Annotated in this window: 19 protein-coding genes, 1 other RNA gene and 5 pseudogenes; 5 read left to right on the forward strand and 20 right to left on the reverse strand. The window is 68.0% G+C overall.

From position 1 onward, the window contains the following. Window positions 1-3: 3 nt before the first annotated feature. Both ACHMW8_RS27610 and murC read right to left on the reverse strand, forming a co-directional pair. The gene (locus ACHMW8_RS27610) at window positions 4-279 is read right to left on the reverse strand and encodes a hypothetical protein (protein ID WP_125159441.1); all 276 of its coding nucleotides are present in this window, start codon (window positions 277-279) and stop codon (window positions 4-6) included. Further along, a pseudogene (gene murC, locus ACHMW8_RS27615) lies at window positions 276-1,695 on the reverse strand (UDP-N-acetylmuramate--L-alanine ligase). Before murC ends, ACHMW8_RS27610 begins: the two are co-directional and overlap by 4 nt. Here murC and ACHMW8_RS27620 point away from each other — a divergent pair. Next, window positions 1,694-2,204 (forward strand): annotated as a pseudogene (locus ACHMW8_RS27620) (hypothetical protein). The pseudogenes murC and ACHMW8_RS27620 overlap by 2 nt on opposite strands. A 12-nt stretch (window positions 2,205-2,216) precedes the next feature. On the opposite strand, the gene ACHMW8_RS27625 reads toward ACHMW8_RS27620, so the two are convergent. The 3 genes from ACHMW8_RS27625 to ftsW form a co-directional block, all read right to left on the reverse strand. Then, entirely contained in the window at window positions 2,217-2,660 is a 444-nt protein-coding gene (locus tag ACHMW8_RS27625; RefSeq protein WP_395444419.1) for a pseudoazurin, read from the reverse strand. A gap of 87 nt (window positions 2,661-2,747) precedes the next feature. Next, entirely contained in the window at window positions 2,748-3,836 is a 1,089-nt protein-coding gene (gene murG / locus ACHMW8_RS27630; RefSeq protein ID WP_395444420.1) for an undecaprenyldiphospho-muramoylpentapeptide beta-N-acetylglucosaminyltransferase, read from the reverse strand. A gap of 1 nt (window position 3,837) precedes the next feature. Beyond that, window positions 3,838-5,010 (reverse strand): putative lipid II flippase FtsW, encoded by a 1,173-nt coding sequence (gene ftsW / locus ACHMW8_RS27635; RefSeq protein ID WP_125159446.1) that lies wholly within the window; start codon window positions 5,008-5,010, stop codon window positions 3,838-3,840. A 629-nt stretch (window positions 5,011-5,639) separates the two neighbouring features. Between ftsW and ACHMW8_RS27640 the strand changes: the two genes are divergently transcribed. The 3 genes from ACHMW8_RS27640 to ACHMW8_RS27650 all read left to right on the forward strand — a co-directional run bounded on the left by ACHMW8_RS27640 (window position 5,640) and on the right by ACHMW8_RS27650 (window position 6,430). Then, the gene (locus ACHMW8_RS27640) at window positions 5,640-5,849 is read left to right on the forward strand and encodes a cold-shock protein (protein ID WP_125159448.1); all 210 of its coding nucleotides are present in this window, start codon (window positions 5,640-5,642) and stop codon (window positions 5,847-5,849) included. Window positions 5,850-5,940: 91 nt separating this feature from the next. Further along, entirely contained in the window at window positions 5,941-6,297 is a 357-nt protein-coding gene (locus ACHMW8_RS27645) for a DUF6481 family protein (RefSeq protein ID WP_125159449.1), read from the forward strand. Window positions 6,298-6,301: 4 nt separating this feature from the next. Then, a complete protein-coding gene (locus ACHMW8_RS27650; protein WP_255414611.1) occupies window positions 6,302-6,430 on the forward strand; it encodes a hypothetical protein in 129 nt (42 codons plus the stop codon). Here the strand turns inward: ACHMW8_RS27650 and ACHMW8_RS27655 are convergent. Then, window positions 6,427-6,858 (reverse strand): thioredoxin domain-containing protein, encoded by a 432-nt coding sequence (locus tag ACHMW8_RS27655; protein ID WP_125159450.1) that lies wholly within the window; start codon window positions 6,856-6,858, stop codon window positions 6,427-6,429. The two genes, ACHMW8_RS27650 and ACHMW8_RS27655, sit on opposite strands and share 4 nt — an antisense overlap. A 192-nt stretch (window positions 6,859-7,050) precedes the next feature. On the opposite strand from ACHMW8_RS27655, the pseudogene ACHMW8_RS27660 reads away from it, so the two are divergent. Next, a pseudogene (locus ACHMW8_RS27660) lies at window positions 7,051-8,068 on the forward strand (sensor histidine kinase). A gap of 14 nt (window positions 8,069-8,082) precedes the next feature. On the opposite strand, the gene ACHMW8_RS27665 reads toward ACHMW8_RS27660, so the two are convergent. From ACHMW8_RS27665 to ACHMW8_RS27730, 14 genes and pseudogenes are all read right to left on the reverse strand, one after another. Then, on the reverse strand, window positions 8,083-10,122 hold the full coding sequence (locus ACHMW8_RS27665; RefSeq protein WP_395444421.1) for an ATP-binding protein: 2,040 nt from the start codon (window positions 10,120-10,122) through the stop codon (window positions 8,083-8,085). Next, entirely contained in the window at window positions 10,115-11,626 is a 1,512-nt protein-coding gene (locus ACHMW8_RS27670; RefSeq protein WP_125159453.1) for an ATPase domain-containing protein, read from the reverse strand. The genes ACHMW8_RS27665 and ACHMW8_RS27670 overlap by 8 nt, the downstream gene beginning before the upstream one ends. A gap of 195 nt (window positions 11,627-11,821) precedes the next feature. Beyond that, window positions 11,822-13,236, reverse strand: a pseudogene (gene murD / locus ACHMW8_RS27675) (UDP-N-acetylmuramoyl-L-alanine--D-glutamate ligase). 11 nt (window positions 13,237-13,247) lie between these two features. Then, window positions 13,248-14,361, reverse strand: a pseudogene (mraY, locus tag ACHMW8_RS27680) (phospho-N-acetylmuramoyl-pentapeptide-transferase). Then, window positions 14,361-15,761, reverse strand: coding sequence for a UDP-N-acetylmuramoyl-tripeptide--D-alanyl-D-alanine ligase (murF, locus tag ACHMW8_RS27685; RefSeq protein WP_395444422.1), 1,401 nt, complete (start codon window positions 15,759-15,761; stop codon window positions 14,361-14,363). The pseudogene mraY and the gene murF overlap by 1 nt, the downstream one beginning before the upstream one ends. Then, window positions 15,754-17,214, reverse strand: coding sequence for a UDP-N-acetylmuramoyl-L-alanyl-D-glutamate--2,6-diaminopimelate ligase (locus tag ACHMW8_RS27690; protein WP_125159457.1), 1,461 nt, complete (start codon window positions 17,212-17,214; stop codon window positions 15,754-15,756). Before ACHMW8_RS27690 ends, murF begins: the two co-directional genes overlap by 8 nt. Beyond that, entirely contained in the window at window positions 17,211-18,974 is a 1,764-nt protein-coding gene (locus tag ACHMW8_RS27695; protein ID WP_395444423.1) for a peptidoglycan D,D-transpeptidase FtsI family protein, read from the reverse strand. The genes ACHMW8_RS27690 and ACHMW8_RS27695 overlap by 4 nt, the downstream gene beginning before the upstream one ends. Further along, window positions 18,971-19,408, reverse strand: a complete 438-nt coding sequence (locus tag ACHMW8_RS27700; RefSeq protein WP_395444424.1) for a cell division protein — start codon at window positions 19,406-19,408, stop codon at window positions 18,971-18,973. The genes ACHMW8_RS27695 and ACHMW8_RS27700 overlap by 4 nt, the downstream gene beginning before the upstream one ends. Beyond that, on the reverse strand, window positions 19,405-20,340 hold the full coding sequence (rsmH, locus tag ACHMW8_RS27705; protein WP_395444425.1) for a 16S rRNA (cytosine(1402)-N(4))-methyltransferase RsmH: 936 nt from the start codon (window positions 20,338-20,340) through the stop codon (window positions 19,405-19,407). The genes ACHMW8_RS27700 and rsmH overlap by 4 nt, the downstream gene beginning before the upstream one ends. Beyond that, window positions 20,337-20,804 (reverse strand): division/cell wall cluster transcriptional repressor MraZ, encoded by a 468-nt coding sequence (locus ACHMW8_RS27710; protein WP_395444426.1) that lies wholly within the window; start codon window positions 20,802-20,804, stop codon window positions 20,337-20,339. Before ACHMW8_RS27710 ends, rsmH begins: the two co-directional genes overlap by 4 nt. Window positions 20,805-21,134: 330 nt before the next feature. Next, window positions 21,135-21,515: RNase P RNA component class A (gene rnpB, locus ACHMW8_RS27715), an RNA gene on the reverse strand. A 49-nt stretch (window positions 21,516-21,564) separates the two neighbouring features. Then, window positions 21,565-22,164, reverse strand: coding sequence for an FMN-binding negative transcriptional regulator (locus tag ACHMW8_RS27720; protein ID WP_395444427.1), 600 nt, complete (start codon window positions 22,162-22,164; stop codon window positions 21,565-21,567). Beyond that, on the reverse strand, window positions 22,164-22,892 hold the full coding sequence (locus ACHMW8_RS27725) for an N-acetylmuramoyl-L-alanine amidase (RefSeq protein ID WP_395444428.1): 729 nt from the start codon (window positions 22,890-22,892) through the stop codon (window positions 22,164-22,166). The genes ACHMW8_RS27720 and ACHMW8_RS27725 overlap by 1 nt, the downstream gene beginning before the upstream one ends. After that, on the reverse strand, window positions 22,889-23,782 hold the full coding sequence (locus tag ACHMW8_RS27730; RefSeq protein WP_395444429.1) for a DMT family transporter: 894 nt from the start codon (window positions 23,780-23,782) through the stop codon (window positions 22,889-22,891). The genes ACHMW8_RS27725 and ACHMW8_RS27730 overlap by 4 nt, the downstream gene beginning before the upstream one ends. Window positions 23,783-23,861 lie beyond the last annotated feature (79 nt).

Below are 23,861 nucleotides of genomic sequence, written 5' to 3' on the forward strand. Positions count from 1 at the left end.
GCTCTAGCGCGTCCTGGACCGTTTCTCAAAGTGCTCGACCGTCCACCAGGCGAGAACCAGCAGGATGCCGGCGACGATCAGGGCGATATGCGCCCCGTGCTCGAACGGCGTGACATAGGTGACGCCGCCGGGCTGCTTCAGCGCCACGACGAACGGGCCGTCGGGCGCCTTGGGGCGCTGGGTCGTCAGCAGCCTGGTGAACCACCAGCTTCCCGCCAGGTACGCGATCACCGCGACGACGATCGCGGCCTTGGTCGCGAGCCAGCGGTTCAGTTTCATTTGGCGAGGGCTTCCAGCTGACCCGGCAAGGCGTAGGACCAGCTGGTGATGTCGCCGGCGCCCAGCAGGACGACGAGATCGCCGCTGGTCGCCTCGGCCGCGATCAGGGCCGGCAGGGCCACCGGGCTCTCCAGCGGCAGGGCGCGGCGGTGGCCGAACTTCTTGAGCCCCTCGACCAGGTGGTCGCGGTCGACGCCCTCGATAGGCTGCTCGCCGGCCGAATAGACATCGGCGACGATCACCGTGTCGGCGTCGTTGAAGCAGCTGCTGAACTCGGTCATCAGATCGCGCAGACGGGTGTAGCGGTGCGGCTGGACCACGGCGATGACCTTGCCCGTCGAGACCGCCCGGGCGGCCTTGAGCACGGCGGCGATCTCGACCGGGTGGTGGCCGTAATCGTCGACCACGCGGATGCCGTTGGCGACGCCCGTGGTCGTGAAGCGGCGCTTGACCCCGCCGAAGGCGGCCAGGCCCTTGCGAATCGCCTCGGCGTCGACCGAAAGCTCGCGGGCCACGGCCACGGCGGCGGCGGCGTTCAGCACGTTGTGGTGGCCGGCCATCGGCATTTTCAGGCCGTCATAGCGGACGACCTCGCCGTCGCGCGGCGACACCACGATGTCGAAGGTCGCGCCTTCCGGGCCCATCTCGATGTTGGAGACCCGGACCTCGGCCTGCGGGTTGGTTCCGTAGGTGACCAGGCGGCGGTTCTCGATCCGCGAGGTCAGGGCCTGGACTTCCGGATGGTCGGTGCAGACGGCGGCGAAGCCGTAGAACGGGATGTTCTGAATGAAGTCCTGGAAGCCCTTCTTCACCGCCTCGAAGTCGCCCCAGTGATCCAGGTGCTCGGCGTCGATATTGGTGACGATGGCCACGGTGGACTTTCAGGCGCAGGAACGAGCCGTCGCTCTCGTCGGCCTCGACGACGATCCAGTCGCCCTCGCCGACCTTGGCGTTGGTGCCGTAGGCGTTGATGATGCCGCCGTTGACCACGGTCGGGTCCAGACCGCCGGCGTCCAGCAGGGCCGCGACCATGGAAGTCGTCGTGGTCTTGCCGTGCGTGCCGCCGACGGCCACCGAGAACTGCAGGCGCATCAGCTCGGCCAGCATCTCGGCGCGGCGAACCAGCGGCAGGCGCTTGTCGCGACCGGCGACCATCTCGGGGTTGTCGGCCTTCACGGCCGTGGAATAGACGATGGCCGAGGCGCCTTCGACGTGGCTGGCCTCGTGGCCGATGAAGATGCGCGCGCCCAGCTTCTCGAGCCGCTCGGTGTTGGCGCTGGCCTTGGCGTCGCTGCCCTGAACGGTGTAGCCGATACGCAGCATGATCTCGGCGATGCCGGACATGCCAATGCCGCCGATGCCGATGAAGTGCACGGGGCCGAGTTCGAAGGGGACGGGGCGTCGACGCTGGATCATGAAAAGCCGATTAGACCAATTCCGCGCGCCGCGAAACGCCCTCCTGATCCTCTTGGTGTGGACAGCGCCCGCGCTCGCTCGGCCGCCCTCGCCCGCTCTGCTTGAACTGCGCCTGGCCGATGTCGGTCGGTTCGCGAGCTTCGTCGACATGGGCGGCGTCCAGTGGAGCGGCCGCACGGCGAAGCTGCGCGTGCTGCAGGTCACCGAGGGCGGCTTCAAGGCCGGCGCGGAAGAGTTCTGGGGCGGCTGGCGTCACGAGGTCATCGACTGCACGGCGCGGACCATCGCCCACGCCGGGTTCGGCAGCATCCGGGCGGGGGGCCGCGAGGGTCCGGTGACCGGCGATCTGCGCTCGGCCTCCCCTTTGCCAGCGGGTAGCACGGACGAGGCGGTGGCCAAGGTTGTCTGCGACGGCTGGAAACCCTTCGCCAAGGTTCCTGTGGCGAGCAGCGTTCGAGGCGGCCGTCGCGATAGGCCGCCCCTTGATCGAGACGGGGGCCGAGCCATAGGGCCGGCGGCCTCTACCGGATCGCGTTGAACGCCGCGGTGAGACGGCGCTTGGTCAGCGGCGGCGCGGAGGCCAGAACCTTGTTCGATGTCGCTGGATCGAGCTTGGCGTCGCCCACCTTGGCGACGAACACCATGCCCATGCTCCAGTGCGGCAGGCATTTGACGCCGTAAACCCCCGGCTTGGTGAGCTTGAGCACCACTTCCTTGCCCATCACGCCCTTCACCGGCGCGACGCCGGCCGGCAGCAGCTCCGGGATCGACTCGGCGTTGTGGCCCGGATCGGTGGGAATGAAGCGGATGGTGTCACCCACCTTCAGCCTGGCGGTCGAGGGTTCGAACACCATCGGCCCCTCGGCGCCCTGGTTGCGCATCTTCACCGTGAGCTCGGCGGCCGAGGCGAAGCCAGCATGCGCGACGACCGCGACGGCGCCGGCGAAAATCAACGTCCTGAACATGGGCGAACCTTCTCTGCGCGAGCGGTCACAGCCGCTGCGCGTTCGCCTTAGGCCGGTCCGCGCGGGACAGCTTTGCGCAAGCTCAAGTCAGCGCCGCGCCGTGCGCTCCACAAGATCCGCCAGCTCTTCCGCCGCGTTCGGCTTGGCCACCGAGCGCGCGCCCTCGGCCATCCGCGCCAGGCGCTCGGGGTTCTTAAGCAGGGCGTTGAGGGCCCCGGCCATGGCGTCGACGGTCAGCTCATCCTCGAGGCACACGGCCGCGCCGCCCGCCTCTTCCAGGAGCTTGGCGTTGAAGCGCTGATGGTCGTCGGCGGCGATCTTCAGCGGGATCAGGATCGACGGCCGGCCGGCGACCGCCAGCTCGGTGCAGGTCGAGGCGCCCGAGCGGCCGATCACGAGGTGCGCCTGGCGCAGATAGCCGGCCATGTCGCGGAAGAACGGCGCGACCTCGCAGTCCACCATGGCGTTGCGATAGATCTTGCGGGCGTTTTCCATGCTCTCGGCGCGGGCCTGCTGGAAGACCTTGAGGCGCGAGCGCATGTCCTCGGGCAGCTTGGCCACCGCCTCGGGGATCAGTTCGGACAGCAGGCGCGCGCCCTGGCTGCCGCCGGTCACCAGGATCCGCAACTGCACTTCCGGCGCGATATACGGCACGTCATAGAGCGCGCGCACCGGCGGGCGCACGGGATTGCCGACGACGTGGGCGCGAGCCTTCACGGCGGGCTTGGCCATCTGCAGCGTCGGGAAGGCGCAGGCGACCTCGTCGACGCGCGGCGCCAGGAAGCGGTTCACGCGGCCCAGAACCGCGTTCTGCTCATGGATCACGGTGGGGCGCTTCTGGCTGAGCGCGCCCAGCAGCGCCGGCAGGGCGGGATAGCCGCCAAAGCCGACGACCACGGCGGGGTCCAGGCGCTTAAAGGCCGCGCGGGCCTCCAGCACGCCCTGCAGGACCGTGAAGCCGGCCCTGATCATGCCCAGCGGGTCGTTGGACTTGGCCGTGGCGGCCGACAGGGCGAGCCGCTCTTCGGCCGGGAACTTGTCGGCGTAGAGCGCGCCGCGATCGTCCGTGGCGAGCACGACACGCCAGCCGCGCGCGGTCAGGGCCTCAGCGAGGGCCTGGGCGGGGAACATGTGGCCGCCGGTTCCCCCGGCGGCGACGACAGCCAGCTTGCTCATCTCAGGCGAAAGCGCCGTCGAGACTGAACTCGCCGGAAGCGCCATAGGCGCCGGGGCGCTTGCGCACCAAGGCCAGGGCCATGCCCAGCGTCAAACCCATCGCGAGCATCGAGGAGCCCCCGTAACTGATGAACGGAAGCGTCATGCCCTTGGTCGGGATCATGTTCAAGTTCACGGCGATATTGATGATGGCCTGTTGCCCCACCAGCACGAACAAACCGGCGGCCGCGACCTGCTCGAACGGGTCGTTCAGCTTCATCGCCTTGTAGAGACCGCGCACCACCAGGAAGGCGAAGATCGCGATCAGCGCCCAGGAGAAGATCAGCCCGTACTCCTCGGCGGCCACCGAATAGATGAAGTCGGTGTGCAGGTCGGGCACGTGGCGCTTCATCACGCCCTCGCCCGGGCCGCGTCCGAAGAAGCCGCCGGCGCGGATCGCCTCGGCGGCGCGGGTGATCTGATGGGTGTCGGCTTGGTCTGGGCTGAGGAACTTCTGCACCCGGGCGTGCACGTGGTCGAACAGGAAGTAGGTCGAGCACAGGCCCGCCAAGGCGACCGCGCCTAGGCCCATGATCCACGAGATCGGCACCCCGGCCATCCAGAAGGCGGCCCCGAAGGCGATGGTGATCAGCACCGTCTGGCCGACGTCGGGCTGCACCAGCAAAAGGGCCACGGCGATGAAATACAGCAGGAAGGCGATCGAGACGCCCGGCACACCCTCGCCCTTCTGGCCCTCGGCGAACATCCACGAGACCAGCACGATCAGGGCCGGCTTCATGAACTCGGAGGGTTGGAGCGTGAAGCCGCCGAACTGCAGCCAGCGCGTGGCGCCCTTGGCGTTGTGGCCGATGAACGGCAGGGCGATCATGATCGCGATCGCGCCGATATAGATGAAGAAGGCCGTCCGCCGGATGCCCTTGGGCGATAGCATCGACACGGCCAGCATCAATACCGACGAGGCGCTGGCGAAAAAGCACATGCGGATGGCGAAATGGAACTGGTCGTCTATGCCGATCCGCTGGGCGGCGGCCGGGCTGGACGCGAACGACAGCAGCATGCCCAGCGTGGCCAGCAGGGCCGTCGCGCCGAGCAGCCAGCGGTCGGTCGTCCACCACCAGATGCCGAGCGCGGTGCGGTCGGTGCGGGCGAAGGCATGTGTCGCGTTGGAAGCCATGGCCGGAGAGTCGGACCGCAGGGTTAATCAAATCTTGCCGCGCGGTTCTACGCCGGTGGACATGCGTCGAAAAGCGCGCGCAAGCCCTCTCGATCAGCGCAGTTCGAAATAGGCCACCTGCCCGCCCTCGGGTATGGGCGACCACGGCGATGTTCAGCGACTCGCCGTCATCGAGGGTGAGGCGGCACTCGCCCGCTCGGAACGCCCGCCGCAGGCTGTCGGGGTCGCCCGTGAGGCTGCCCTTGCCGCTCTTACGCCCTCCGGGGGCGCTGGCGACCAGCAGGGAGAAGACCACGGCGCTGTCCTGGCGGGAGACCGTCAGCGCGCCGTTTCCGGTGCGAGGAACCTTCTGGAGCTTGGTTACCGGCATCGAATACGAAGCATGAGACTGAAAAACATGCCTCATTATTACAGAACGAAATCGGCTGATGTAGAATAATATTCAGAAACCGCTTGCGGAATTTCTCGCATCGGCGCATGGTGTATTTCATCGAATATCGAACTGGTTCGGCCGCTCTCCATGCTTGCTCTTCGGATCGAGCCCCGAGCCTCTCCAAATCCTCTCCGAAAATTTGATCGCATGGCTCGTCTCGAGTCGCGCGTCTCCCTGTCATGCAAGGAATACATCCATGACTACCGGCACCGTGAAGTGGTTCAACTCCACCAAGGGCTTTGGCTTCATTCAACCCAACGACGGCGGCGCTGACGTGTTCGTGCACATCTCGGCCGTCGAACGCTCGGGTCTCGGCTCGCTCGACGAAGGCCAGAAGGTCAACTTCGAACTCGAGCGCGACCAGCGCAGCGGCAAGATGTCCGCCGGTCAACTGACCGCCGCCTAAGGATCAGACAGGCCCGGATGCATCATCCGGGCCTGTCGTCCGTTCATCTCCCCGCCGGCTCGCGATTTCGCGTCCGGATACGAAAGCGACCATGAATCCATTAGACATCCGCCACTCGGACCGCCTCAAGACGGCCGCCGACGCCAAGGCCGCGCTGCTGGCCAAGTTCAAGCCGCGCGCCGCTAGCGTCGACCCGCTGTTCGCCGAGCGCGCGACGCTCCGCGCCGAAGAACTGGCTCAGGTTCGCAAGCTGCGCGCCGACGCCAAGGCCGCCATCAAGCAAGCCGCCGCCGACGCCGAAACCGCACGGATCGAGGCGCAGGCCGCTCTGGAGGCCGAGGCGCTGACCGCCAAGCGTGGCGAGCGCAAGGAACGCAAGGCGCTATCCGCCGCGGACGCCAAGGCCAAGCGCGACCAGCGCTACGCGGCCCGCAAGGCCCGGAACTAGACCGGTGGCCCGCAAACCCAACTACGACTTCGAGCGCAAGGAACGCGAGCGTCAGAAAGCGGCCAAGGCCGCCGAAAAGGCCGCCGCCAAGCGCCCTGCTTCCGACGACCAGTCACCGTCGGGCGAAGCCTAGGCCAACGCGCGCCGCGTCCAGTCGACGATCTGCGGCGCGGTCATGGCTCCGGCCTGGCGGGCGACGACCTGACCGTCCCTGTAAAGCACCAGGGTCGGGATGCTGCTGACGCTCAGCGCGCCCGCGGCGGCGGGTTCGGCTTCGGAATCGAGCTTCAGCAGCCTTACGGCCGGCTCCAGTTGGCGCGCGGCTGCCGCGAAGGCCGGCGCCATGCTCCGGCACGGTCCGCACCAAGGCGCCCAGACGTCCAGCAGCAGGGCCGTCCCTTTCGTCATGCGCCGATGACGATCCAGTTCCGCGCCGGTCACGGCCGTCGGGCCGCCGGTGAACAACAACGACTTGCAGCGGCCGCACTTGGCCGAGAGCGGATCGCGATCCTCCGGAAGGCGATTGCCGGCTCCGCAGGCGACGCAGACAACCTGAGACATCGAAACTCCTTCAAGCCCAGACCTCGGAACAGCCACGAAAAGCGGGCCGTTCCACCCGGGCGCACTCAAGTCAATCCAGATGGTTGGGCGCTCCGCTATGCGCAAGACGCGCGAAGGTCCGGTGGGTCGCGCAGGCTTTGCTTGAATTCGCCCACCAGGCGGTGATCATGGGCCGTGCGGTAGGGGCGACGCGTGGCCGACGAAGGATCCGACAAGGCCGTTCTGGAGGGGGTTGGAGCCTATTTCCTCAGCGTGGTCGAGGCCAGCCAGGACTGTATCCGCGTGATCAGCGCCAACGGCCATGTCGAGTACATGAACGCCCAGGGCCAATCGCTGTTCGAGATCGACGATTTCGACGGCCGCAACCGCCAGCGCTATTGGCCCGACCTGTGGCCGCCGGAAAGCCGTGAAACCGTCGAACAGTCTCTGCGCGCCGCCCTGGGCGGTCACGCCGTGGCCTTCCGCGCCTTCTGTCCCACGGCGCGGGGCGCGCCGCGCTGGTGGGACACCACTGTCTCGCCGATCATGGAGCACGGCCGGGTGATCCGGGTGCTAGCCACCTCGCGCGACGTCACCAGCGAGCGGACCGCCGAGGCGCACCGCCAGTTGCTGGTCAACGAGCTGAACCATCGGGTGAAGAACACCCTCGCCACGATTCAATCGATCGCCAAGCAGTCTCTACGCAACGCCGGGGTCGAGCCTTCGGTGCGCGACGCCCTGGAGGGCAGGCTGATGGCCATCGCCGCCACCCACAACGTGCTGACGGACCAGAACTGGTCGGCGGCCAGCCTGCGCCAGATCGTCGACGGCTCGGTGGCCCCCTACAGCACCAAGCCCGGCCAGCTGACCATCACCGGCCAGGATCTGAAGGTTTCGCCCAAGCCCGCCGTCGTCATGGCCCTGGCCTTCCACGAACTGGCGATCAACGCCCTGAAGTACGGCGCCCTCTCCTCCCCCGACGGCCATGTGGACGTTCGCTGGTCGATCGATCCGGACGACCAGTTGGTCATCGAATCGGGCCGAGCGCGGCGGCCCCGCCGTGCGCCCGCCCGAGCGGCGGGGCTTCGGCTCGCGTATCGTCGAAACGGCCTTGCCCAACGAATTAGGCGGCGCGGTGGCGCTGGACTACCGCGCCGACGGCCTACGGTGCTCGATCCGCTCGCCGCTGATGGCCCTGGACAAGGTGGACGCCTTCATGCCGCTGGGATGAGCGGCGGCGCATCACTATTCCACGACAGGGGCGCGCTCGCCCAACGCTTTGCGCACGGCGACGGCCAAGTCGCTGACCTTGAACGGCTTACGCAGGACGGCTTCGGAATTGACCAGTTCCCGGATCGCGCTGGCGTCGGCGTAGCCGGTGATCAGCAACATGCCCAGGGTCGGGATGACCTGCCGCGCGCGCCTGGCGACCTGGGCGCCATCCATGCCCGGCATGGCGAAGTCGACGACCATCAGATCGGGACGGTCCTCGGCCAGGCGCGACAGCCCTTCCTGCCCTCCCGATGCCTCGGTGACGCGGTAGCCCAGCGAGCGCAGGCATTGGACCAGAAACCGACGGACGCTCGGATCGTCGTCGATCACCAGGACGCGTTCGCCTTCGCTGAGCGGTGTCTCGTTCGGCGGAATGTCGCTGGGCCGGATGCGATCACCGGCCTCGGTGATGGGCAGCCAGATCTCGATCGTCGTCCCGACGCCGACGGTGCTATGGATCCGCACCGTACCGCCCGACTGGGTGGCGATGCCATAGACCTGGCTGAGACCGAGGCCCGTCCCCTTGCCCACGCTCTTGGTCGTGAAAAAGGGATCGAACACCTTTTGCAGCAAGTCCTTGGGAATCCCGTGACCGGTATCGCTGACCGCGATCACGATGTGGTCGCCCGGCTGCAGGCCTTCGTGCCACTCGTCGGAAGTCCGGCTTGAGATGGTCACCGCGCCGCCGTCGCCCATGGCGTCGCGGGCGTTGATGGCCAGGTTCAGCACCGCCAGTTCCAGCTGGTTGGCGTCGGCCTTCGCCCGCGCGCCCCCGGCGGCCAGCGCCATCCGGACCTCGACGGTATGGCCCAGGGTCCGGGTCAGCAGATCGTCCATGCCGGTGATTAGCGCGTCGACCTCCACAGGCTGCAGATCCAGTTGCTGGCTGCGCGAGAAGGCCAGGAGCTGCGCGGTGAGCTTGGTGGCCCGCTCTACGCCCTCGCGGGCGTTGGCGGCCATACGTTTGACGCGCTCGTCGTCGCTGCGCCGCTCGATCATGTCGATATTGCCGACAATGGCGGTTAGCAGGTTGTTGAAGTCGTGGGCGATGCCCCCGGTAAGCTGGCCGATGGCGTCCATCTTCTGGGCCTGGACCAGGGCGGCCTGAGCCTGCTCGCGCTCGCTGATCTCGGCCAGCAGGCGTTCGTTGGCGCGCTGCAACTCGCCGACGCTTTCGGCGATGCGCTGTTCAAGCGTCTCGTTGAGCAGGCGCAACTCGGCCTCGACCGTCTTGCGGGCGGTAATGTCCAGGCTGATGCCCGACATCCGTCTTGGCTCGCCAGGCTGAATCCGATTGAGCCGCCCCCGCACCTGCACCCAGTGCGATGAGCCATCCGGCCAGAAGATCCGGTACTCGACGTCGTAGTCCTCGGCGCGCGCGATCGAGGCGTTCAGCGCGGCGGCGCGGCGGGCCATGTCCTTCGGATGGACGGCCGCCTCGATGCCGGCCAGCGTCAGGGGCTGGTCGGCCGCGTGACCGAAGTGCGCGCGCGTCGCGGCCGACGTGGTCAGAGCGCCGCTGTCGAGATCCAGGTCCCAGGCGCCCAGCTTGCCGGCCTCCAGCGCGAAGCGAAGCTGCTCCTCGGCCTTGGTCTGGGCGTGCAGATGATCGCGGGCGAGATACTGGCGATGGCGGGCGCGGATCGCCGAATGGGCCGCGCTGATCAGCGTCTCGGCGTTGATGGGCCGTTCCAGCATCACGATGTTGCCGATGCCCTTGAGGCGCTCGGCGTCCACCTGTGTCCGTTTGCCGGGCTGCTTGGTGACCAGCACGATGAACGGAAAATCCGACCAGGTGGGCTGATGGGCCAGCCAGTCCGTGAGAGCGTCGGAGGCCCCTTGGGCCAGCGCCTCCTCGGTCAGGATCGCCGCGCCGGCCTCGTCGCCCAGCGCCTGGGTCAGTTCGCCGAGGTCGCCGCAGATCTGGGAGGCGTGACCGACATGACCCAGGGTTTCGGCGATAACCGCCGCGTCCCGCCCTCGCGGCGCCAGGATGAGGATCGGCTTAGGCATCCGCCGGCCGACTTTTCTCCTCGCCGAGCAGATGGATCTTGCCCTGGTACGAAGGCAGGCCTGACATCACGCCCTGGAAGTCGGTCAGCGCCTCGCCCACCTCGATGCCACGCGCCGTCAGACGGATTTCGCGGATGGTCTTTTCGTGCTCGGCCGTGCGGCTCTTGACCGCCGAAACCGCCGTCAGCACCGAACCGGCGGCTTCGAAGAAGCGGAATAGCAGGATACCGTCACTGAGGTAGCTGAGATCGATGTCGCTGCGGACCTCGCCGATGAAGCCGTGCTGCCCCAGGATCAGCAGGGTCACCACGCCCTGCTGGTTGAGATAGGTCAGCAGTTCGTGCATCTGCAGCAGCAGGAACTTCTGCCCCGGCATGGCCTGCAGGTAGGCGTTCAGACTGTCGATGACGACGGTCCGCGCGCCCAGCCGCTCCACCGCGTCACGGACGAGGAACGCGAACTCTCCGGGCGAGAGTTCGGCCGGGTCGATGGCGCGGACGAGCAGTTGCTTGTTGTCGATATAGGGCTTCAGATCCATGCCGAGCGCCTTCGAGCGCGTTAGCAGGGTCGGCAGCCCCTCGTCGAACAGGTAGTAGGCGACCGTCTCGCCCCGCTCGAGCGCGGTCAGGGCGCAGCGCACCGAGGTGGTGGTCTTGCCCACGCCCGAGGGACCGCTGATCAGGGTGTTGGCGCCGCGCGTCAGCCCGCCGCCCATCAGCGCGTCGAGGCCCGGCGAGCCCGTGGACACCATCTCCTGGACGAAGGTGGCGGGATGGTCGGCGGCGACCAGGCGCTCGAAGACCTGAATGCCGCCGGTGTCGAGCGAGAAGTCGTGAAAGCCGCCGCGGAACTTGATGCCCCGCATCTTGACGACCTCGAGCTGTCGACGCTGCGCCCCGTATTCCTGGGTCATCCGCCGCAGGCTGATCACTCCGTGGGCGATACTGTGCAGTTGCAGGTCGCCATCCTCGGCGGTCTGGTCGTCCAGCAGCAGGACCGTGCACCGACGGGTGGCGAAGAAGTGCTTCAGCGCCAGGATCTGCCGGCGATGGCGCAGCGGATTCTGGGCCAGCAGCCGCATCTCCGACAGGCTGTCGAAGACCACGCGGAGCGGCTTGGTCTGCTCGACCTGCTTCATAACCCCGCGCGTGGTCTCGCCAAGCTCGACATCGGAGGGATGCAGCACCGACTGCTCGCTGTCGGGGTCCAGTCCCTCTTCGCTGACCAGCTCGAACAGGTCTATTCCGTCCAGCGACCAGCCATGGCTGGCGGCGGCCGCCCTGAGTTCCTGCTCGGTTTCCGAAAGGGTGATGTAGAGGCCGCTCTCCCCCAGCGCGCGCCCCTTCAACAGGAACTGCAGCGCCAGGGTGGTCTTGCCGGAACCGGGCGTGCCCTCGACCAGGTAGATCCGATCGCGCGTCAGACCGCCGCCCAGGATATCGTCGAGCCCGGACACCCCTGTGCTGACACGGGCGCCTTCTGTCTCGACCTTGGCTTCAGACATGCTCGCTCCGTGGACGACGCGTCGCCCCCTTTAGCGGCGTACTAACGGTTCAAACGCCGAAGGCACGGCTAAGTTCAGCGCGCGTGCCCGATACGCGGACGGCGGCGAAGGTCGTTGGCGAGCAAGCTCGATGGAATTGGGAGCGGCGCGTGAAAATCGTGGAGCGTCAGTCGCGGCCTTGGGGCCAGATGGTCTTCAGGCCACCGCCGACTTGCCGCCGCTCGCCGTCAGGCCATTGACCGCGGCGCGGAACGCTTCGCCCCGAGCCTCGAAGTCGCTGAACTGGTCGAACGAGGCGCAGGCCGGCGAGAGCAGGACGACGGCGTCCTCCCGCTCGCCGCGGCGTCGGCATAGGCTTGCTGAACCGCCTTCTCCAGCGTGCCGCTCATCTTCACATCGGCCTTGCCGGCCAGGGTCGTGGCGAAGACGTTGGCCGCCTCGCCGATCAGATAGGCCTTGGCGATTCGCGGGAAGAGGTCCTTCAGGTCGTCGATACCGCCGGCCTTCGCGACGCCGCCGGCGATCCAGTAGAACTTCGGATAGCTGGACATCGCCTGGCGGGCGGCGTCGGCGTTGGTGGCCTTGCTGTCGTTGACGAAGCGGACCTTGCCGATCTTGCCGACCGTCTCCATCCGGTGCGCCAGGCCCGGGAAGGTCATCAGGCCCTCGACCGCGTCGTGGGCCGGGATGCCGATGGCGCGGGCGGCGGCGTAGGCGGCGGCGGCGTTCTGCCAGTTGTGGCGGCCCGGCAGGCTGCGGGCGCGAAGCAGGTCGGCCATCTCGACGACGCGCTCGCCCGTGGCGTCATAGAGCACGCCCTGCAGGGCGTAGACACCCCGGCCCATGGCCTTGCCGGCGCTGATCGGCCAGATGGTCCGGCGGTTGGCGGCGGTGATCTCGGTGCAGATCTGCTGGCACCAGGGATCGTCGACGCCGATGATGGCCGTGTCGCCCTTGCCCTGGTTGAGGAAGATCCGGCGCTTGGCGGCGATATAGCCGTCCATGCCGCCGTGGCGGTCCAGGTGATCGGGCGAGATGTTCAGCAGCACCGTGGCGTCGGCCTTCAGGCTGGAGGTCAGATCCAGCTGATACGACGACAGCTCCAGCACATAGACCGCGCCGCCGTGCATGTCCTCGAGACCCAGGACCCCCAGGCCGATATTGCCGCCGACCCGCGTGTCGCGGCCGGCCGAGGCGCAGAGGTGGCCGATCAGGGCGGTCGTGGTCGACTTGCCGTTGGTGCCGGTGATGGCGATGATCTTGGGCCGCTTGTGGACCGGCGCGGCGTTGACCGTGCGCGCGAAGAGCTCGACGTCGCCCAGGATCTCGACGCCGGCGGCCTTGGCCTTGTCGACCGTCCAATGCGGCTTGGGATGGGTCAGCGGCACCCCCGGCGACAACATCAGGGCGGCGAACTGGCTCCAGTCGGCGGCTTGCAGGTCTACGACGGGGAAGCCTTCGGCGGCCGCGGCTTCGCGGCTCTCCGGCTTCTCGTCCCAGAGGGCCACCTTCGCCCCACCCGCGATCAAGGCGCGCGCGGCCGTCAGTCCGGTTCGGCCCAGGCCGAACACCGCGACGGTCTTGTCCTCGAATCCGCGGACGGGGATCATACTCGGGCTCCCTAACGCAGTTTCAGCGTGGCGAGGCCGACGAAGGACAGCATCATCGCCACGATCCAGAACCGGATCACGACGGTGGATTTTGCCCAGCCCAGCTTCTCGAAATGGTGGTGGATCGGCGCCATCAGGAAGACGCGCTTGCCCGTCTTCTTGAAGTAGGCGACCTGGATCATGACGCTCAGCGCCTCGGCCACGAACAGGCCGCCGACGATGCCTAGAACGAGCTCGTGCTTGGCGCAGACGGCGATCGCGCCCAGCGCCCCGCCCAGGGCCAGCGAACCGGTGTCGCCCATGAAGATCTTGGCCGGCGGGGCGTTGTACCAGAGGAAGCCCATGCCCCCGCCGATGATCGCGCCGCACAGCACCGCCAGCTCGCCGACGCCCGGCGCGAAGTGCAGGTTCAGATAGTCGGCGAACTTGTAGTTGCCCACGAGGTAGGCGATTAGGCCGAAGGTCGAGGCGGCGAACATCACCGGCACGATGGCCAGACCGTCCAGACCATCGGTCAGGTTCACGGCGTTGGAGAAGCCGGCGATCGTGACCGCGGCGAACACCACGTAGAACCAGCCCAGATTGATCACCAGCGCCTTGAAGATCGGGAAGACCACGCTGGTCTCCATCCCCGGCGTCATCGGCGACTTGGGCGCCCACAGGATCAGGATCACGGCGGCGACGATGGCGACGGCGAACTGGGCGACCAGCTTCTGGACGCTGGAGAGGCCGGCCGTGGTCTGCTTGGTGACCTTGGCATAGTCGTCCATGAAGCCCAGCAGGCCGTAGCTGCCGGTGATCAGCAGCACGACCCCAGACGTGGATGTTGCGCAGGTCGGCCCACAGCAGGGCGCCCACGAACAGGCCGGCCAGGATCATGAAGCCGCCCATGGTGGGCGTGCCGGCCTTCTCGGTGACGTGACGGGCGATGCCGTCGGTGCGGATCGGCTGGCCCTTGCCCTGCTTGGCCTTCATCCAGCGGATGAAGCGCGAGCCCATGGCCACGGCGACGATATAGGCGGTCAGCATCGCCATGCCGGACCGGAAGGTCAGGTACTTCAAGAGGTTCAGCGCCGGGACATGCTCTTGCGAGCGCGCCAGCCATTCGTACAGGAAGTACAGCATCAGCCCTGTTCCCCAAGGTCGAGCTCGGCCAGGGCCCGGGCGAGAACCCCGGCCTTGGAGCCGTTCGACCCCTTCACCATCACCACGTCGCCCGGACGGATCGCCCCCGCCAGCTGCGCCGTTAACTTTTCAGTAACTTCCGCGTAGCCGCCTCGCCGAGTCGGCGGAAGCGCCTCCCACAGTGATTTCATGTGGACGCCTGCGACAAAAACGACGTCAACGTTTGCACGGTCGATCGGCTCTGCAAGCTCGGCGTGAAACCGGTCGCTGTCCTCGCCCAGTTCGAGCATGTCGGTCAGGGCCACGACCCGGCGACCAGCGACCTTGCGCGCGCCCAGGGTCTTCAGCGCGGCCTGCATCGAGACCGGATTGGCGTTGTAGCTCTCGTCGACCAGGGTGAAGGTCCCGCCGTCGATGCGGATGGTCTTCTCCGCCCCCCGGCCCTCGATCGGCGCGAAAGCCGCCAGCGCCGCCAGCGCCGTTTCGCGCGGCACGTCCAGCGCTTCCAGCATCAGCAGGACGCACAGGCTGTTGGGGCCCCAATGGACGCCGGTCTGGCGGATCGGGAAACTCAGGGGCTCGCCGCGAAGGTTGAGCGAAACGATCGCGCCCTCGCCGTCGACGGCGAATCCGGTCAGGCGGGCGGTCGCGCCCTCGGCCTCGCCGAAGCTCCAGACGGTCACGCCGGCCTTCTCGGCTTCGCCCTTCAGGAAGTCGAACCAGCGGTTGTCGGCGTTCAGAACCGCGATCCCGCCCGGCTGCAGGCCGGCGAAGATCTCGGCTTTCGCCCGCGCGACGCCCTGTTCGCCGTCGGGGAAGTTCTCCAGGTGGACGGGGCCGACCGTGGTGATCGCCACCGCGTGCGGCTGGACGAAGCCCGACAGCGGAATGATCTCGTCGGCGTGGTTCATGCCGATCTCGAACACGGCGCGCTCGGTGTCGCGCGGCATCCGGGCCAGGGTCAGCGGCACGCCGATATGGTTGTTGTACGACTTCACCGAGGCGTGGGCCTTGCCCGCCAGGCGCAGGCCGGCCTCGACGGCGCGGGTGACGCTGGTCTTGCCGACCGAGCCGGTCACGGCCCCGCGCTTGCACTGGGGGGCGCGCTCACGGGCGGCGACGCCCAACCGCTCCAGGGCCTTGAAGGTGTCTTCGACCATCACGGCCGGGGCGTCGACCGCCTTGGCGGCCAGGACGCCGGTCGCGCCGTTGGCGACGGCCTGCGGGACGAAGTCGTGACCATCCCGGACGCCGACCAGCGGCACGAAGAGGTCGCCCTTCTCCACCGTCCGCGTGTCGATCGAGACGCCGGTCACGGCGAAGTCGCCGACAACCGCGCCGCCGGTAGCCTTCGCGATCTCGTCAGCCGTCCAAAGAGCGTTTTCGGGCGCGTCAAGCATCCACGCCCTCCAGAGCTTCAAGCGCCTCGGCCACGTCGTCGAACGGGTGGACGACGCCGGCGACGATCTGGCCCTGCTCGTGACCCTTGCCGGCGATGACCAACACGTCACCCTCGCCCATCAGGTCCACGGCGGCGCGGATGGCGGCGCGACGGTCACCGATCTCGCGCGCGCCCGGCGCGGCCTCCAGGATGGCGGCGCGGATCGAGGCCGGGTCTTCCGAGCGCGGATTGTCGTCGGTGACGATGGCGATGTCGGCCAGCCGCGCGGCGATGGCGCCCATCAGGGGACGCTTGCCGCGATCGCGGTCGCCGCCAGCGCCGAACACGGCGATCAGCTTGCCGCGGGTATGGGGGCGCAACGCTTCCAGCACCGTCTGCAAGCCGTCCGGCGTGTGGGCGTAGTCGACATAGGCCTCGCCGCCCTTGGGGCCGCGACCGACGCGTTGCAGGCGACCGGCCGCGCCTTCGAGGGTTTCGAGCGCCTTCAGCACCTTGGCGACGCCTTCCCCGGCGGCGACGCACAGACCGGCGGCGACCAGCACGTTCGAGGCCTGGAAGGCCCCCGCCAGCGGCAGCTTGATATGATGGACGACGTCGTCGGCCTCGATGACCAGGTCCTGGCCGGCCGGGGTGGGCGTGCGCGAGATCAGGCGCAGGCCCTGGCCGTCTTCGCCCACCGAGAAAACACTTTGACCCGAGGTGATGGCGGCGGCGGCGAAGTTCGGAAAGGCCTCGCTGTCGGCGTTCAGCACCGCCGTCGCGCCGCCCGGCGTCAGGGTGTCGAACAGGCGCAGCTTGGCGGCGCGATAGGACTCCATCGAGCCGTGATAGTCGAGGTGGTCCTGGGTGAAGTTGGTGAAGCCGGCGGCGCGCAGCTTGACGCCGTCGACGCGGCGCTGGTCGACGCCGTGCGAGCTGGCCTCCAGGGCCAGGTGGGTGACGCCCATCTCGGCCAGGCGCGCGACCATCTCGGCCACGTCGCCGGCGTCCGGCGTGGTCAGGCCGGGCGGGGTCAACTGCTGGTCGGGCTTGCCCGCTTCGCTGACGACGACGCCGAGAGTGCCCATGCTGGCGGCCTTGTGGCCCAGCCTGGCGAAGATCTGGCGACAGAAGCCCGCGACCGACGTCTTGCCGTTGGTGCCGGTGACGGCCACGCACATGGCCGGCTGCTTGCCCCAGAAGGCGGACGAAGCCAGGGCGTAGGCCCGCCGGGCGTCCTCCGAGCGAACCACCGGCACGCCCAGCCCCTCCAGTCCGCCCTCAGGGGCCAGGATCGCCGCGGCGCCCTTGGACACCGCGCCCGGCGCGAAGTCGCGGCCGTCGACCTTGGTCCCCGGCAGGGCGGCGAACAGCCAGCCGGCCGTGACCTTGCGGCTGTCGGCGGTGACGCCGGCGATCACCGGATCGCTGGCGAACGGACGGTTGAAGAGTTCCGACAGATGTCTGGTCATAGCCCCGCCTCCGGTGTGGCGTTCTTCTCCGGGCTGGCGATGGTCACCAGCTCGGTCTTGCGTTGCACGCCCAGGAACGGCGCGATGCGTTCGATCACCTTGCCCGCGGGCGGCGCGCCGACCCAGCCGCCGGTCGAGAAGCCGAACGACTTCGCGTTGCCATGCGGCTCGTCCATCAGGATCAACACGAAGTAGCGGTCGGCCTCCAACGGGCCGTCGGTCGGGAACACCGCCGCGAACGACGAGACCTGGCGCTGGTGGTTGTAGCCGCGGATCGAAGGGTCGTATTTCTCGCCGGTGCCGGTCTTGCCGCCGACGGACAGGCCAGGCACGTCGGCCTTGCCGCCGCTGCCGCCGGGCAGGACGTTCGCCCGCATGATCTTCAGCATCTCGGCCGAGGTGCTTTCCGAGATCACCCGCTTGCCTTCCGGGCGCACGCCCAGCGGCAGCTTGCGGATGGTCAGTGGCCTCATCTCGCCGCCGTTCAGCAGGGCGTTCATCGCCTGGGCCAGGGCCAGCGGGCTAACGTTCATGCCGTGGCCGAACGATGTGGACGCCACCGCGTCCATGTCCCACTTGCGCGGCGTCAGCGGCCTGGCCGACTCCATCAGCTCGACCTTGGCCGGCTTGGTGAGGCCCAGGTTGGTGAAATACTGGCTGAGCCGCTCACCGCCGATCCGCTCGGCCAGCATGGCGGTGCCGATGTTCGACGAGTGCTTGAACACTTCGACCAGGGTCAGGATCGCCTTGGCGGCGTGGTAGTCGTGGATGGTGCGATAGCCCAGCTTGTAGGGCTCGCGTGCGTCGAAGGTCGAGGCGGGCGTCGCCACGCCCGTATCCAGACCGATGGCGACGGTGAACGCCTTGAAGGTCGAGCCCATCTCGTAGACCGAGGCTGCGGCCCGATTCAGGCGCTGCTCGTCGGTCGCCTCGCCCGGCTTGTTGGGGTCGAAGTCGGGCAGGCTGGCCAGACCCAGGATCTCGCCCGTGTGGACATTGGTCACCAGGCCCACCGCGCCCTTGGGCGTGAATTCGGCGGCGGCCTTGCGCAACTCGTCCTCGAGCGCGGCCTGGACGCGGATGTCGATCGACAGCTGGGTGGGACCGCCCTCGCCGCCGGCGGCCTTGCGGATCGGATCGTCCAGGGCGCGCTCGGCGCCGGCCAGGCCCTTGCCGCCGCTGTCGACAAAGCCGATCAGGTGCGCGGCCGTCGGACCCAGCGGGTACATCCGCCGCTCCTGCTCCTCGAACGAGATGCCGGGCAGGCCCAGATTGAAGATGGCGTCCTTCTCGTCGGGCGTCAGCCCGCCCAGGACAAAGGCGCGGTGGTCGCCGAACACGGCCTTGTCCAGGCGCTTGGCCGGAACCTGCGGCAGGGCCTTGCCCAGGGCGCGCCGCACTTCCTTGGCGTCCCAGACCTCGCGCGGATCGACATAGAGCGCGTAGTGGGCCAGGTCGACGGCCAGCAGCTTGCCGTTGCGGTCGACCACGTCGCCCCGCGCGCCGTCGGCGCCCTGGGCGTAACCATTGCCCTGTCCCGCGTGCGAGAAGAGCGCCGCCCACCCCGCGCCCAGGCCGACGCCGACGAAGCACAGACTGAAGAAGCCCATGACCAGGAAGATGCGGATGCGCGTGTCATCCTCGGGCTTGGCGGCGGCGCGCGAGCGCTCGAACGCGTGCTCCAGCCGCCAGACGCGTTCGATCAACCACCGCCAAAGCGGCGACTGGAAGCCGCCGGGACCCAGGTTCGAGAGGCTCATCGCTGAGCCTCCGGCGGAGCCGGCGGCGGGACGTCGTCAGGCAAGGCCTCGGGCGCATCGGCGGCCAGGGCCTCGGGCGCGACGGGCGCGGCCGAGATCGGGACGCGCGGCAGTTCGCGGCGGCGCGCGACGTCGATCAGGGCGTCCTCGGTGATCTCATGGTCCGGCGCGATCGGCTTCAGCTGCATCATCTGCGCCAGCTGTTCGATGCGACGCGGCTGTTCCAGGTGGGCGACCTCGGCTTCCAGCAAACGCTTGCGGACGGCCTCGTCGCCGATTTCCTGTTCGATGCGGCCGATCTCCTGGCGCTCGCGCCCCGCGAAGGTCTTGGCCAGATAGACGCTGGTCACCAGGGTCAGCAGGACGCCCATGCCCGCGACCTCGACGACGCGGAAACCCCGGATGCGGCGATCGAACAGGCCGACGCTGGTCATGCGCCGGCCTCCCACACAGGCGCCGCCGTGCGCACGGCGGCGCGGAGCTTCGACGAGCGCGCGCGCGGATTGACGGCCAGCTCGGCCTCGCCCGGCGCGATGGCCTTGTTGGCGATCAGCTGGAAGCTGGCCGGCGCGCCGGTCGGCGCCTGGGGCAGGTGGCGCGAGCCTCCCGGCGTGCGCCCGGCCCGCTCGGCCAGGTAAGTCTTGACGATGCGATCTTCCAGCGAGTGGAAGGTCACGACCGCCAGCCGGCCGCCCGGCTTCAGGATGCGCTCGGCGGCGGCGAGACCCGCCTCCAGTTCGGCCAGTTCCTCGTTGACCGCGATCCGCAGCCCTTGGAACGAGCGCGTGGCGGGATGGACCTTGGCGCCCTTGCGGCCGCCCAGGGCGCGCTCGATGACGTGGGCCAGATCCAGGGTGCGCTCGAACGGGCGCTCCTCGCGGCGCTTGACGATGAAGCTGGCGATGCGGCGCGAGGCGTGCTCCTCGCCATAGACATAGAGGATGCGGGCCAGCTCGGTGTGGTCGAGCTCGTTGACGAGGTCGGCGGCGGTCGGACCGGTGTCGCTCATCCGCATGTCCAGCGGGCCGTCACGCATGAACGAAAAGCCACGCTCGGCCTCGTCCAGCTGCATGGACGACACGCCGATATCGAGCACCACACCGTCGACCGACTGCGGCTCGAAGTGCTCGGCCATCCGGGAGAAGCGGTCCTGGATCAGGCGGAAACGATCCGCCGGCAGACCTTCGGTGAACTTCTGGACGGTCGGATCGCGATCGAAGCCCACGACGGTCGCGCCAGTGGCCAGGATGGCGCGAGTATAACCGCCCGCCCCAAAGGTGCCGTCGATGATGGTCTCGCCCGGCCCCGCGCCCAAGGCGTCCACGACCTCATCCAGCAGAACCGAGATATGCGGGGCTTCGCTCACGAGGCGCTCCCCAGCCTGGCCATGCGCTGCTGCGCGCGCAGAGCCGCCAGGCCTTCCCGGGCCAGGTCACGCTGCGCCGCGCGATGGGCCTGGAAGGCCTCGCGCGACCAGATCTGAAAACGCTCACCCATACCGACGACGGCTACCCAATCCGTGAGGCCGCACATTTCGCACAGCTGGTCGGGAAGCGTAATGCGACCAGCTGTATCAAACGACAGCTTGGCCATGCCACCCAGGACGCTGGTTTCCAGGGCCGTGCGAGTTGGATCGCCGAACGGCATCTCGTCGATCACGGTCAGGTAACGGTCGAACAAAGCTTTTCCGCCAGCCTCAAGGCAATCGGCCTCGATCGAGGGGAAGCAGAAAATGCCGTCGAACATGCCGGAGACGGCCGCGCGGAATTCCTGCGGCACAACGATGCGCCGCTTGCTGTCGAGCTGTTTCTCGAACGTCGAGAGAAACACTGAAGCCAACCCCGCCCAAGCCCAAGCCGGTCGGCGAGCTGCCATGCCTCGCCCCGACGCAAATTGGGTTAACATGGGATGAACTGGGAGACAATGACACCGGAACGCGTTTCATCGACAATTCAAAGATGTCGCACCCCTTCTTCACTAAGTGTGGAAGTTAATCCACAGAACATACACAGAACTGATGACGCAAACGCCTTAACCCGTCCCAGTTCTTCCCATTGGATGTGAATTTCAGGCGCCGCGGCCCTCCCCTGCTCGCGGGAAGACTCGAACAGGCCGCACCTAGACGCGCTCTGTCGCCTCCCCACTAAACAGGCGAGGATGGGGACCAGATGATCTGTAAGCCGGGTTCTGTTCCGCTCCCGAAGAAGCGGCGACGATCATTCCTCTAGGCCGGCCATTGCTGGACGGCTCTCGCGACCTACCCGGACCCTCTCGGCCAGTGACGGCCTATCCGACGCGAGGCCGGCGCGGGGTCCCTATTCGGTCTTGCTCCAGGCGGGGCTTGCCATGCCGTCCCTGTCGCCAGGTCCGCGGTGGGCTCTTACCCCACCCTTTCACCCTTCCCGCCCCGTAGGGAGGAGGTTTGCTTTCTGTGGCGCTATCCCTGGGATCACTCCCGGTGGGCGTTACCCACCGCCTTGTCACCGTGGAGCCCGGACTTTCCTCGGCGTCCGAAGACGACGCGACCGCCCGATCATCTGGTCCGGGACGGTGTTTGACGGGGTGGAGGCCAAACGTCAACGCTTCAGCGTCAGAGGTCTCGCATCAGGCGCGCGATCGGATGCTCGCCCAGCCCCCGAGCCGCACCCAACCGATCGGCGTCGTTCTTGTTCTGCGAGAGCTTGAAGGTCCCGTCCAGCCGCTCGACGAACAGCCGCCCGCCCATGATCCCGCGCAGCAAGGCCTCGAACTTGCCGGGCTTCATCTTGTCGCGGGTCCAGGGCGGCTTGGGCAGCAGCCGCGCCTCCTCCTGGGCCGAGAGGTCGTCGAGCAGAGCGATCAGTTCGGCGTCGTTCAGCGGCGCGACCGAACCTTCGGCCTCGACGGACTGGTAGTTCCAGGTCGGCACCTGGTCGGCGCTCTCGTACCAGTCGGGGCTGATATAGGCGTCGAGCCCCGCGGCCAGCACCACCGCCCGGAAGCCCTGGGTCAGGTGTGGGGTAAGGACGTTGCCGCGCGACAGGTGGAAGTCGAGGGCGATCTCGCCGTCCAGGTCGCGGATCACGACGGGCGACTGAGCCACGAACGGTCGCCCGCCGACGCTGGCGGCGATCGTCACGAACGGATGCGCCCGCAGAAAGTCCAGCAGGACCTCGCGGTCCTCGACGCGAAAACGGCCGTCCGGATGCATCAGTCGGCCGCCGCGCGCAGCAGGCCCACCAGACGCGCCCGGGTTTCGCCGTCGGCGACGCCGTCGAAGCGACTCTGCAGCCAGTGACGCTGGAAGGCCGAGATCACCGTCGTGGTCCACTCGTCGTACTTGCCGGTCGGGGCGCAGTCGAAGCCCAGGCGGGTCAGGCCGGCCTGCAGCGCGAAGACGCCGGTCCCCTCCTCGCCCGGGCCCAGCGGTGCGCCGGGCGACGGCGGCGGTTCGATCCAGAGACCGTGGCCGCTTTCGGCGAGACGCTTCCAGGGGAAGAGCTCGCCCGGATCGACCTTGCGCGCGGGAGCGACGTCGGAATGACCCAGGATGCGGCTATCGGGGATCATCCAGCGCGAGCGCACGTCGGCCAGCAGGTTGATCACCGAGGCGATCTGCGCCTCGGGGAACGGGCGATAGCCGAACTCGTGGCCGGGATTGACGATCTCGATGCCGACCGAGGCCGAGTTGATGTCCTTGACACCCTTCCAGAAGGCGGCGCCCGCGTGCCACGCGCGGCGCTCCTCGGGCACGAGGCGAAAGATGCGGCCGTCTTCCTCGACGCAGTAGTGCGCCGAGACCTTGGCCTCGGGATCGCGCAGGCGCTCGATCGCCGCCTCGCCGGTCTCCATGCCCGTGTAGTGCAGCACGATCGTGTCGGGCACGGCCTTGCGGGCGTCGAAATTGGGCGATGGGGCCTCGATAAGGTTGAGACTCATTGGGCGCGGTTCCGGATCGACATCAGCAACGGCATGACCTGATTCCGCCGAAGCGCGATGATCAAGACGCCGATCAGGGCCAAGCCGGCCCCCACGCCCATCCGCAGGTCGAAATGATCGTGGGTGACCAGCACGCCCAGCAGGATGGTGAAGAGCGGCGTCAGCAGGGTGAGCGGAGCGATCAGATTGGCCTCGTAGCGCTGGATCAGCCCGTAATAGGCCGTATGGGCCACGACCGAAACCACCAGGGCCGAGAACACAACCGCCGCCACGAACGGCCAGCCGGCGGCGATCCCCGCCGTAACCTGTCCAGGCTCGATCGCCGCGCTCATCGCCGCCAGCGGCCAGATCGACGAGAAGCCGACCCAGGCCTGGAACTGCAAGGGCTTCACGCCCTCGACCTGCTTCATCATCACCGCGCCCAGCGAGCCGGCGAAGGCGGCGGCGACGATCAGCCAGAGCCCGGGCGACAGCACGAAACCGTGCGGGCTCCACATCACCGTCACCGCCCCGGCCAAGGTCAGGGCGATGCCAAGCCCCCGCCGCCAGCGGATTGTCTCGCCCAGCATCACCATCGACAGCAGGGTCGTGAACGGCACCCCAAGCTGGATGACCACCGAAGCGGCCGACGGCGAGGCGGTCTTGAAGCCCATGAACAGCAGGGCGAAGTTCCCCGCCCCCATCAGCAGCGCCACCACCACGATCCGCCAGGTCGGCCGGGGCGCGGGCAGCAGCCAGGGCAAGGTCACCAAGGCCACCAGGGAGAAACGCACCGCCGCGTAGAACAGCGGCGGCACGCCCCAGTGGGCGACCACGATCTTGGAAATGATGTTGTTGCCCGCCCAAACCAGACAGATCAGGACGAGAAGGCCGAAGTCGCGAAGGGACATGAAGTATCCGATAGGCCGCGGTTGACGTTCGGTCAAAACGGTCGTTTGTTAGTGAACACTGTTCACATACGACCACGCC

Origin of the sequence: Caulobacter sp. UC70_42, from assembly GCF_044056025.1 — a bacterium.
In the GTDB taxonomy this organism is placed as follows: domain Bacteria; phylum Pseudomonadota; class Alphaproteobacteria; order Caulobacterales; family Caulobacteraceae; genus Caulobacter.

What these genes read in the sequence shown, in the direction of transcription:
- ACHMW8_RS27640 (WP_125159448.1), top strand. Translation starts at nt 5,640, where the DNA reads ATGACTACCGGCACCGTGAAGTGGTTCAACTCCACCAAGGGCTTTGGC.
- ACHMW8_RS27655 (WP_125159450.1), bottom strand. Translation starts at nt 6,858, where the DNA reads ATGTCTCAGGTTGTCTGCGTCGCCTGCGGAGCCGGCAATCGCCTTCCG.
- ftsW (WP_125159446.1), bottom strand. Translation starts at nt 5,010, where the DNA reads ATGGCTTCCAACGCGACACATGCCTTCGCCCGCACCGACCGCACCGCG.
- ACHMW8_RS27725 (WP_395444428.1), bottom strand. Translation starts at nt 22,892, where the DNA reads ATGAGTCTCAACCTTATCGAGGCCCCATCGCCCAATTTCGACGCCCGC.
- ACHMW8_RS27695 (WP_395444423.1), bottom strand. Translation starts at nt 18,974, where the DNA reads ATGAGCCTCTCGAACCTGGGTCCCGGCGGCTTCCAGTCGCCGCTTTGG.
- ACHMW8_RS27690 (WP_125159457.1), bottom strand. Translation starts at nt 17,214, where the DNA reads ATGACCAGACATCTGTCGGAACTCTTCAACCGTCCGTTCGCCAGCGAT.
- ACHMW8_RS27625 (WP_395444419.1), bottom strand. Translation starts at nt 2,660, where the DNA reads ATGTTCAGGACGTTGATTTTCGCCGGCGCCGTCGCGGTCGTCGCGCAT.
- ACHMW8_RS27720 (WP_395444427.1), bottom strand. Translation starts at nt 22,164, where the DNA reads ATGCATCCGGACGGCCGTTTTCGCGTCGAGGACCGCGAGGTCCTGCTG.
- ACHMW8_RS27700 (WP_395444424.1), bottom strand. Translation starts at nt 19,408, where the DNA reads ATGACCAGCGTCGGCCTGTTCGATCGCCGCATCCGGGGTTTCCGCGTC.
- ACHMW8_RS27610 (WP_125159441.1), bottom strand. Translation starts at nt 279, where the DNA reads ATGAAACTGAACCGCTGGCTCGCGACCAAGGCCGCGATCGTCGTCGCG.
- ACHMW8_RS27730 (WP_395444429.1), bottom strand. Translation starts at nt 23,782, where the DNA reads ATGTCCCTTCGCGACTTCGGCCTTCTCGTCCTGATCTGTCTGGTTTGG.
- ACHMW8_RS27670 (WP_125159453.1), bottom strand. Translation starts at nt 11,626, where the DNA reads ATGTCTGAAGCCAAGGTCGAGACAGAAGGCGCCCGTGTCAGCACAGGG.
- ACHMW8_RS27665 (WP_395444421.1), bottom strand. Translation starts at nt 10,122, where the DNA reads ATGCCTAAGCCGATCCTCATCCTGGCGCCGCGAGGGCGGGACGCGGCG.
- ACHMW8_RS27645 (WP_125159449.1), top strand. Translation starts at nt 5,941, where the DNA reads ATGAATCCATTAGACATCCGCCACTCGGACCGCCTCAAGACGGCCGCC.
- murF (WP_395444422.1), bottom strand. Translation starts at nt 15,761, where the DNA reads ATGCTTGACGCGCCCGAAAACGCTCTTTGGACGGCTGACGAGATCGCG.
- murG (WP_395444420.1), bottom strand. Translation starts at nt 3,836, where the DNA reads ATGAGCAAGCTGGCTGTCGTCGCCGCCGGGGGAACCGGCGGCCACATG.